Source organism: Acidithiobacillus sp., assembly GCF_027322205.1.
Classification (GTDB): Bacteria; Pseudomonadota; Gammaproteobacteria; order Acidithiobacillales; family Acidithiobacillaceae; genus Acidithiobacillus.
In genome coordinates this window covers 1-7,577 of record NZ_DAHVHY010000086.1, presented here as the reverse complement: position 1 = coordinate 7,577, position 7,577 = coordinate 1, and the positions used below count along the sequence as shown (strand labels likewise).

The window sequence follows — 7,577 nt, the reverse complement described above, 5'->3', positions numbered from 1 at the left end:
ATCCTCTTGATTTGGGAGATACAAGGGATAATCCTCATCACCCGCTTACTGTACGGCTCCGCAACGATCACCCCCGCATAGGCAAACGACAACTAGGTGTTTTGCGGAACCACCTTCAGCGGCCGCGCATCGGGCTGATCCGGATGATGAAGCAGCCAGCCATGGGCTACTTCAAAGGCGCCCCAAAAGCAGAGGGCGATAATAATAAGGACCAGCCATTGTTTCATACACGTCCCGCCTGTGGCAGCCAGATCATAATCATTCTCCTAAAAAATATGCATCAGCGCATGGATGAAGCTCTGTATCCTGGTACTCACTGCAGGCTCTGATTTGGGCGGTAAATAGCCCGCCAGGAAATAACCGACGGGATATTTATGTCCCGGATCACGCCCCGGCGCCAAGGTCCCGGTATCCGGATTATAACGTGCGGTCACCACATCCGGTGGCTGAAAAAAACCAACATCAGGCTCAGCCTTTAACGCCGTGTGCATGTAGCGAATCCAGATAGGCAAAGCCTGGCGAGCCCCGGCGGCCCAACTCCCCATCGTGCGATTATCGTCATACCCGACCCAGACCGAGGTGGTGATATTGGGATTAAATCCATTGAACCAGGCGTTATCCTCATGATTAGTCGTGCCTGTTTTCCCGGCCAGGTCATGGCGATGCAGAATCTGCGCCGCCACACCGGTACCCACCCGGATGACCCGTTCCATCATCCGTGTCATCAGGAAGGCCACCCCTGGCGGTATCACCGTATGCTGTGGGGGTGGCCGGTACCCCAGCGGACAATCCATCAGCGACACCTCCGTACCGTGCGCCGTCACAATCTTGCGGATCAGATAGGGATGGGGCAAAAAACCGCCGCTGGAAAACACCGAATAGCCCCGCGCGATCTGCAATGGCGTAATGTCGCCAGAGCCCAGCACCATGGAGGGCGAGGCAGGGATCTGCTTGGCCGGAATCCCAAAACGCTCCACATAACGCTTGGCGTAAGGAATACCCACCTGCATCAGTAGGCGTACGCTCGGCACATTATGGGAATCGGCCAGATCTTCCCAGACCGGGAAGGGCGTGTTGGAGAAGGTGCGACTGTAGTTGGTCGGCGCATACACCTGGCCGTTACTGAGGTGGATCACCAGCGGCGTGTCGGCGACGAGGGATACCGGCGTCAGATAATGTGTCTTGCCGCTGGCCAGATAGGTCGGCGCATCAATAGCCGACGAATAAACGAAGGGCTTGAAGCCGGAGCCGGGTTGCCGATAGGCATAGAGCGCGCGATCAAAGTGACTGGATTCATAGCTGAAACCTCCGGACAGGGCAAGAATCGCCCCCGAACGACTCGCCAGGGAGACCAGCGCACCCTGCACGCGGGGAACCTGAGTGAGCTGCCAGCCGCCATGGGGTATATCGTGCCAGACCTTCGTACCCCAGACCGAGTTGCCGGTCCCGGCGGTAGCCGCCACCACATAGCGCCGCAGCCAGATCAAATCGCCGGGCTGCAGCACCTGATTCACTGCCGTCGGTAGATTACCCCGGAGCTCCGAGCGCGCCCAGGCGACATCACGCAGGGTAAGATGGACAAGATGGCGCCCCTCGAAAGACACGGTTGCCGAGCGAACACCCGCCTTCAGTACCACCCCCCAGTGCAGGTTGGCGGGATTGTGATTCGGCAACTGACCGGGGCGTTGGCCCTGCAAGGCTGCCTGCAGGGCGCTGCCCTGCAATTGGGCAAGGGGGCCGTGCCAAGCCTTAGGATCCATACTATCGAGGCCCATACTGTAGTTTTCCAGACCAACGGCCATATCGGCATCTGCGGCCCGCTGATCCGCCGGATCAATGCTGGTGTAGACTCGCAGGCCAGTGCGGTAGGTAAAGTCCGCGCCAAAATGCTTCTGCAACCAGTTGCGGATCCATTCCGTCGCGTAGGGCGCTATATTGCTGGCCAGCGCATGGTAGTGGGCGCTGACCGGCTCAGCAAGCGCGGCCTGCTCCTGCGACCTGCTGACATAACCCAGATGCATCATGCGCCGCAACACATAGTTCCGCCGAGTTCTGGCGGATTGCGGTGAGGCGATGGGATTAAAGTACGAAGGCGCGGCGGGTAATCCGGCCAGCGTCGCCATCTCCCCCAGGGTAAGCTGATCCACTGTTTTACCGTAATACGTCTCGGCTGCCGCCTGTACACCGTAAGCCCCCTCGCCCAGGTAGATCTTGTTCAGGTAGAGGTCCAGAATTTGCGGGCGGTTCAGACGCGCAGCCAGTTTGTAGGCGAGGAGAATTTCGGCGACTTTGCGGGTAATGGTTTTCTTCGGAGTCAGGTAAAAGTTGCGCGCCACCTGCTCGGTGATAGTACTCGCCCCCTGCACCGGTGCCATATGCACCAGATCGACAAAAGCTGCGCGGATAATGCCGGGAAAACTGACCGGGTAATAGATGGGATTATGACTGTAAAACTTGGAGTTTTCTGCGGCAATAAAGGCATCCTGCAGGGTTTTTGGCACCTGTTTGAGCGGCAACGCATAGCGCAACTGCGGACCCGCCACTTGCAGCAGACGACCATTGTCGGCATAAATGCGCAGCGGTTCTTGCGGGTGCCAGTTCTCCAGTTGCACCACCGGTGGCAGTTCCCGCCAGATGCGCCAGGTCCAGATGCCCACCCCGACAGCGACATTGATGCAGAGCAGTACCATGATGATAAATGTCCAGAAAACCCAGCGCCGCCGCCGGGTACGCGTCCCGCGCGCCACCAAAGTCAGCCCCTGATCCGCAAAAGCACGGGCCTCAGAGCCATGATTCCCCCTCATGGAGCAGACGGGTGAACCATCCCGCAGGCTGCACTGCGGTTTTGGCAACCACCGGCACGGTCTGCAGGAGATGGCCATGCCAGCTAACAGACAGGGTACCAATGGATGCACCGGCGCGAATGGGCGCCTTAAGACCGGCGGCAGGAATAAACTGCGTATTCAGTTTGGTGCCTTGTTGCTGTTTGGGCTCCGACACGATCACCGCGCTGGTGGTCACCCCCTGCACGGCTGCCGGGCTCCAGTCTCCATGATGGATTTGCGCCACCACCTGTCCGGCCGTATACAGGGGAACATCCTGCCAGCCATCCCAGCCATAATGGAGCAGCGCACTGGCATCGCTACCTGCCGCACTGCGCGAGGAGGCACCCATGACGACCGCCACCAGGGTGCGGCCGTCATGGGTCGCGCTGGCATCCAGATTCCAGCTGTCTTTCGCCGCCAGACCGACACCCAGGCCGTTGATGTCCGCCCGACCAGCGAGGGGGTTGTAGTTGTACTGGGTGATATGGTTGTAGGTGTACGCGGTTTTTCCGGCCAACTGCAACACCTCAGGATGCGCCCGGATCAAATACTCCGAGAGCCGCGCAATATCCAGTGCCGTACTCGTCTGACCGGGCTGGGGCAAACCATCGGGGTTGGTAAAGTGGGTGCGTTGCAAGCCCATAGCCCCGGCATCACGATTCATCAGGTCCACAAAACCGCTGACGCTGCCCGCTACCGTCTGGGCGATGGCGATGGCGGCATCATTACCCCCCTCAATGAGCAGGCCGCTTTCCAGTTGAGCCATGGTCACCGGCATACCGGGCTGGATAAACATCCGTGAACCCTGCGCATGCCAGGCTGAGTCCGAAACTCGGATATTGGCCTGCGGCTGCACCAGCCCCTGTTTTTCCGCCTGATACAGGACGTAGGCGGTCATCAATTTGACCAGCCCGGAGGGATTGAGGGGTTTTTCGGCATGCTCCGCCATGAGCACTTGGCCGCTGTTGACGTCCAGGAGAACAGCACCTTGTATGCCCGTCAGTTGCGGTGCCGGCATGGGTGGCGGCGGGGGCAGGGTCGGTAATGAGGATAAATTCGGGGTGGCCGCATCGGCACTCCCCCATGCAATCAAGACCACAAGGGCCAGAACTTTGGGCGATTTCATCGTTTTCGGCGGCTCTTTAATCCGGCTAATAATACCACATTGGAAATCTGTCAGCAGAGAAAAGTTCCCAGTTGACATTATCTTTACCCATCCGCCGGAGAGTGCGGCAGCGAAATACCGCACCAGCACAGCATGAGCAGTCAGAGATCAAGCCCCTCGACGTTGCAAATAACGCTGCAGTAAAGCCATCGTCGAGGCATCGTGGGGATGACTGGCCGTACCCCGCATATCCGCCACAATCCGCTGCGCCAACACCTTGCCCAGTTCCACGCCCCATTGATCGAATGAGTCGATGCCCCAGATAATGCCCTGGGTAAAAACGCTGTGCTCATAAAGTGCCACCAGAGCCCCCAGAGTGGGCGGCGTAAGCGCATCAGCCAGTAACACGCTACTCGGTCGATTGCCGGAAAAAACGCGGAAAGGCACCTGCGCTTCGGCAACGCCCTCAGCACGCAATTCCTCCGCCGTCTTGCCAAAAGCCAGCGCCTCGGCCTGCGCGATGAGGTTAGCCATCAGCAACTCATGCTGCTTTGCCAACGGACTGAGCGGTTGACAAAAGCCGATAAAATCACAGGGAATCAGGCGTGTCCCCTGATGAATCAACTGATAGAACGAATGCTGCCCATCGGTACCGGGCTCGCCCCAGATAATAGCGCCCGTATCGACGGCAACAGGATGACCGTCTTCATCCACGCTCTTGCCATTGCTTTCCATCTGCAATTGCTGGAGATAAGCCGGGAATCGCGCCAGATCATGGGCATAGGGCAGTATGGCCTGGGTCTGCGCATCCCAGAAATTGTTATACCAGAGCGCCAGCAGACCCATGAGCACCGGCAGGTTCTGCTCCAGGGGCGCCGTCTGAAAGTGGGTATCCATCGCATAAAAACCCGCCAGCAAGGCGGTGAAATGCTCAACCCCCACACCCAGCATGATAGACAGACCGATGGCCGAATCCATGGAATACCGACCCCCAACCCAGTCCCAGAAGCCGAACATGTGCTCGGTGTCCATCCCGAAGGCCTTGACCGCTTCAGTGTTGGTAGAGACCGCGACAAAATGCCTGGCCACTGCCGCCTCGCCCAAGACCGAGGTAATCCAATGGCGTGCTTCCTGGGCATTGGTCGTGGTCTCCAGGGTGGTGAAGGTTTTGGAAGAGACGATGAACAAGGTCTCGGCGGGGTCCAGATTTGCCGTAACGTCGGTAAAGGTCGCGCCATCCACGTTGGCGACAAAACGCAGTTCCATGCCGGGGTGACGGTAGGCGCGCAGGGCCTTCCAGGCCATCTCCGGCCCCAGGTAGGAGCCGCCGATGCCGATATTGATGATCTTGCGAATAGGCTGGCCGGTCGCTCCTCGCCAGGCGCCCTCATGAATGGATCGGGTGAAAGCGGCCATGTGTTCCAGCACCTTATGGACTTCCGGCACCACATCCACCCCCGCCGTACGCATGACACGGCCTTTGGGCGCGCGCAGGGCCGCATGGAAAGCCGCCCGCCCCTCCGTGTGGTTGATCCGTTCGCCCGCGAACATGGCCGTGCGGCGCTCTTCCAGGTGCCGCGCCCGCGCCAGGGCCATCAGCAAACGCAGGGTCTCCCGGTTAATGAGGTGTTTGGAATAATCCAGATACAAACCACAAGCCTCGGCGGAGAAGTGCTGAGCGCGCTGCGGATCGTCATGAAAGAGTTGACGCAAGGTCACCTCCTCCCAGCCTTGCCGATGCTGCTGTAAATCCTGCCAGGCAGATGAGGTGTTCAGGGGTGCGGACACGGAAAAACTCCTTGCATAGAGCGGGGTAGACGCGAAAGAGCGACAGTTCTGTTCAGACCTGTTTGTCCGTATCCAGCGCGAAATGCCCGGAAAACTCCGCGTGGTCGAGAACATGACCGAGGGGATGAAATTCACGGGCACGGGGGTCGGCAGCGGGGGGCGGTCCGAATTGGTCGCTGTCGTGACCCACCTTGCGAAGCCGTCCTTTCACCGACTCCCAGTGGGCACCTTCGGCAAGCCCGAGGGTGGGCAGGTCGGTCGCCATCAGGATGAAGTCGTAGTGTTGGAGCTGGTGGCTGGCGACGGCCTCCGGCGGGCGGTATGCCATGGTCCCAAAATCGTTGCGCCCCAGTTTGGTACCGTCGGGCAGCGGACCACCTTCGTGGATACCTTCGGCAGCGGGTGGCAGGTCATAGATCAGCCACTGAACCTTGCGGCCCGGCTCTGCCTCGCGGTGTTCCATCAGCAGGACCAAGCTTTTGGTATTGGATGGTAAATGTTGCCAGAAGATCGGCGGGGTACGCCCAGCGCCGGGTTGGGTAAAACGTCTGGGAATCCAATCATTAGGATCGATGCCGGTACTGAATACTTTCATCTCTGCCATGGTGGTCTCCTCATTGGTGTGCAGACAGTTGGCCGAGCACTGCGATCGTCTCCGCCGCTCTGGCCAAGCCTGCAGGAAATACCGAAATACCCGAACTCCTAGACTAAGGGTAGTAGATGATTGGAGGTTTAGCGACCCAGGTTTTCCTCCAACGCCCACTGATCGTCGAGGGTCTCGCGGCGGCGGATGAGGCGGTGCTGGTGGCCGCTAATGAGCACCTCGGGAGGACGGGGGCGGCTGTTGTAGTTGCTGCTCATGGCGAAGCCGTAGGCCCCGGCGCTCATGACGGCGAGCAGGTCACCGGCCTTGGCCGCTACCGGGCGGTCCTTGGCGAGAAAGTCACCACTTTCACAGACCGGGCCGACGACATCCATAGCTTGTCCTGTTTCGGCGCTTTGGTGCAGGGGCAGGATGTCATGCCAGGCTCCATAAAGTGCGGGGCGCAACAGGTCATTCATGGCCGCATCCACCACGCAGAACTGCTTGCTGCCGTTGTCCTTGAGGTATTCCACCTTGGTCAGCAGCACGCCGGCATTGCCCACCAGCGCACGGCCCAATTCCACTACCCGCCGTGCCGCTACGCCTTGCAAAGCCTGATCCAGTGTCCAGGCGTAGTCCGCGGGGCTGGGCGGGATTTCGTCGTGGTAGCGAATGCCCACACCGCCGCCCAGATCCAGATGCTGGAGGGCAATCCCATGGGTCGCCAGTTCGTCATACAGCGCGCGCACCCGCACTGCGGCCTCACCCAGGGGCGTCAGGTCCAGCAACTGGGAGCCGATATGGCAGGCAATACCTTTCAGCTCCAGCGCCGGGTGCTGCGCGGCTTGCAGGTAGAGGTGGCGGGCCTGATCCATGGGGATGCCGAACTTGCTCTCTTTCAGCCCCGTGGCGATGTAGCGATGGGTGCCGGGGTCCACGTCGGGGTTGACCCGCAGAGCGACGGGCGCACGTTTGCCCATGTCGGCAGCAATGTCCGCAATGCGCCAGAGTTCGGCGGCGGACTCGACATTGAGGCAGAAGATAGCGGCGTTGAGGGCAGCGCGGATTTCGACGCTGGACTTGCCGACACCGGAAAAAACGATCTTGCCGACATCGCCACCCGCACGCAGCACCCGCTCCAGCTCACCGCCAGAGACAATATCGAAGCCCGCGCCCATCTCCGCAAAAATCCGCAGGATGCGGAGATTGCTGTTGGCCTTGACCGCATAACAGACCTGGGTATTGTCACCGAGGGCAGCGCTGAAGGAGTGATAGC

Annotated in this window: 6 protein-coding genes; all 6 read right to left on the bottom strand. The window is 59.8% G+C overall.

Annotation, left to right across the window (positions count from 1 at the left end; all coding sequences use genetic code 11):
* Window positions 1-92: 92 nt before the first annotated feature.
* Complete coding sequence (locus tag M7F93_RS10530; protein ID WP_298173092.1) at window positions 93-227, bottom strand: hypothetical protein; 135 nt, start codon at window positions 225-227, stop codon at window positions 93-95.
* Between the two features lie 39 nt (window positions 228-266).
* A complete protein-coding gene (locus tag M7F93_RS10525; RefSeq protein WP_463670974.1) occupies window positions 267-2,804 on the bottom strand; it encodes a penicillin-binding protein 1A in 2,538 nt (845 codons plus the stop codon).
* Window positions 2,782-3,951, bottom strand: a complete 1,170-nt coding sequence (locus tag M7F93_RS10520; RefSeq protein ID WP_298173090.1) for a D-alanyl-D-alanine carboxypeptidase family protein — start codon at window positions 3,949-3,951, stop codon at window positions 2,782-2,784. Before M7F93_RS10520 ends, M7F93_RS10525 begins: the two co-directional genes overlap by 23 nt.
* A gap of 147 nt (window positions 3,952-4,098) precedes the next feature.
* A complete protein-coding gene (gene pgi / locus M7F93_RS10515) occupies window positions 4,099-5,718 on the bottom strand; it encodes a glucose-6-phosphate isomerase (RefSeq protein WP_298173087.1) in 1,620 nt (539 codons plus the stop codon).
* Window positions 5,719-5,770: 52 nt separating this feature from the next.
* The gene (locus tag M7F93_RS10510; RefSeq protein ID WP_298173084.1) at window positions 5,771-6,322 is read right to left on the bottom strand and encodes a YbhB/YbcL family Raf kinase inhibitor-like protein; all 552 of its coding nucleotides are present in this window, start codon (window positions 6,320-6,322) and stop codon (window positions 5,771-5,773) included.
* Between the two features lie 128 nt (window positions 6,323-6,450).
* A partial coding sequence (lysA, locus tag M7F93_RS10505; protein ID WP_298173082.1) for a diaminopimelate decarboxylase occupies window positions 6,451-7,577 on the bottom strand: 1,127 nt, incomplete at its 5' end.

Excerpts from the sequence above, each read along its gene's own strand:
- M7F93_RS10525 (WP_463670974.1), bottom strand. The coding sequence starts at position 2,804 with ATGAGGGGGAATCATGGCTCTGAGGCCCGTGCTTTTGCGGATCAGGGG.
- M7F93_RS10530 (WP_298173092.1), bottom strand. The coding sequence starts at position 227 with ATGAAACAATGGCTGGTCCTTATTATTATCGCCCTCTGCTTTTGGGGC.
- M7F93_RS10520 (WP_298173090.1), bottom strand. The coding sequence starts at position 3,951 with ATGAAATCGCCCAAAGTTCTGGCCCTTGTGGTCTTGATTGCATGGGGG.
- M7F93_RS10510 (WP_298173084.1), bottom strand. The coding sequence starts at position 6,322 with ATGGCAGAGATGAAAGTATTCAGTACCGGCATCGATCCTAATGATTGG.